1 protein-coding gene is annotated in these 1,380 nt (G+C 57.3%); it reads left to right on the top strand.

Translation table 11 applies throughout. The features are described 5' to 3' along the window. Positions 1 to 104 precede the first annotated feature (104 nt). Positions 105 to 1,106, top strand: coding sequence for an IS110 family RNA-guided transposase (locus GGQ90_RS28875; RefSeq protein ID WP_188084654.1), 1,002 nt, complete (start codon positions 105 to 107; stop codon positions 1,104 to 1,106). The last annotated feature ends 274 nt before the right edge of the window (positions 1,107 to 1,380 follow it).

Raw genomic sequence — 1,380 nt, forward strand, 5'->3', positions numbered from 1 at the left:
TTGTTGATTTCCACTGAGAAGTGATGGAGTGGATGCCCCCTCCCGACGGCATCAAATGTGCCATTGTGATGTTTCCGAACGTCACAGCAGAGGAGAAGGCATCCATGGACGGTGTTAGCATTGTTGGCCTGGACCTGGCAAAGAGGGTTTTCCAAGCACATGGAGCATGCTCGAACGGGCACGTGATATTTCGCAAAAAGCTGAGCCGATCTCAGCTTGTGGCATTTCTGGCTCGGCAACCACGCTGCATTGTTGCGATGGAAGCTTGCGCTAGCGCACATTTTTGGGGTCGGGCCATCAGAGACTTGGGGCACGAGGTTCGCTTGATCCCGCCCATTTACGTAAAGCCATTTGTGAAGCGGCAGAAGAACGACGCTGCGGACGCGGAGGCGATTGCTGAAGCGGCTGTGCGGCCGAATATGCGTTTCGTTGAGGTCAAATCTCAGAGGCAGCAGGCCGGTGCGATGGTGTTCAGGACTCGCGACCTATTGGTTCGGCAACGCACGCAATTGAAACATGGTGTCGTTGCTCCCCAAGGAGTGACGAATGTCCGGATACTGGAGGCCGCAATTGAGGAAGCCGAAACATCTCTCGATCTGCTGATCATCGAGACGGCACGGCTTTACCTCACGCAGATCGCCTCGCTAAGTGAGCAGATCGTTACGCTTGAGAAAGTTCTGCAGCAAGAAGCGGGCAAGGCGGCTACGACGGCCCGGCTGTTGACCGTACCGGGGATCGGCCATGTCACCGCTATGGCTATCGAGGCCTTCGCACCTCCAATGGAGACTTTCCGGCGCGGAAGGGATTTTGCCGCCTGGCTCGGACTTGTGCCCATCCAGCGATCGACCGGCGGTAAACAGGTCCTCGGCAGAACCTCTAAAATGGGTCAGCGCGATATCCGGCGATTGCTGATCACGGGCGCCATGACGATCGTGCGTTGGGCAAGCCGTAAAGCGCCACCGGAAGGGTCATGGCTATCCCGCATGCTGGAGCGCAAGCCCCGAATGCTTGTTGCCATTGCTTTGGCCAACAAGATGGCCCGCTCTGTCTGGGCGATGTTGACCAAGGATGAGGATTACAGGAATCCGGTGGCTGTCGCGGCGTGATCAAATGATCGCGCGGTCAGCTCCCGGTGCGTCGGGCGTGTGAGAAGATCGAGGAGTAGTAAGGGCAAATGATCGGACAGATCCGGTTCTGAAAATGCATTCCGAGTCATAGGGCTACGAGCCCGCAGAAGTGTTTTGCATCAGATCCGCGCATCTCCATACCGGCCAGCGGATATCGGTCCGCACAACAGGCCTGATACATGACCGCATCCGATCACACGCCGGCGCCGCTTCAAAACCTCTTGTGCGACCGGGGGCATCCATACATGACCCG

Origin of the sequence: Sphingobium scionense (genome assembly GCF_014197035.1) — a bacterium.
Classification (GTDB): Bacteria; Pseudomonadota; Alphaproteobacteria; order Sphingomonadales; family Sphingomonadaceae; genus Sphingobium; species Sphingobium scionense.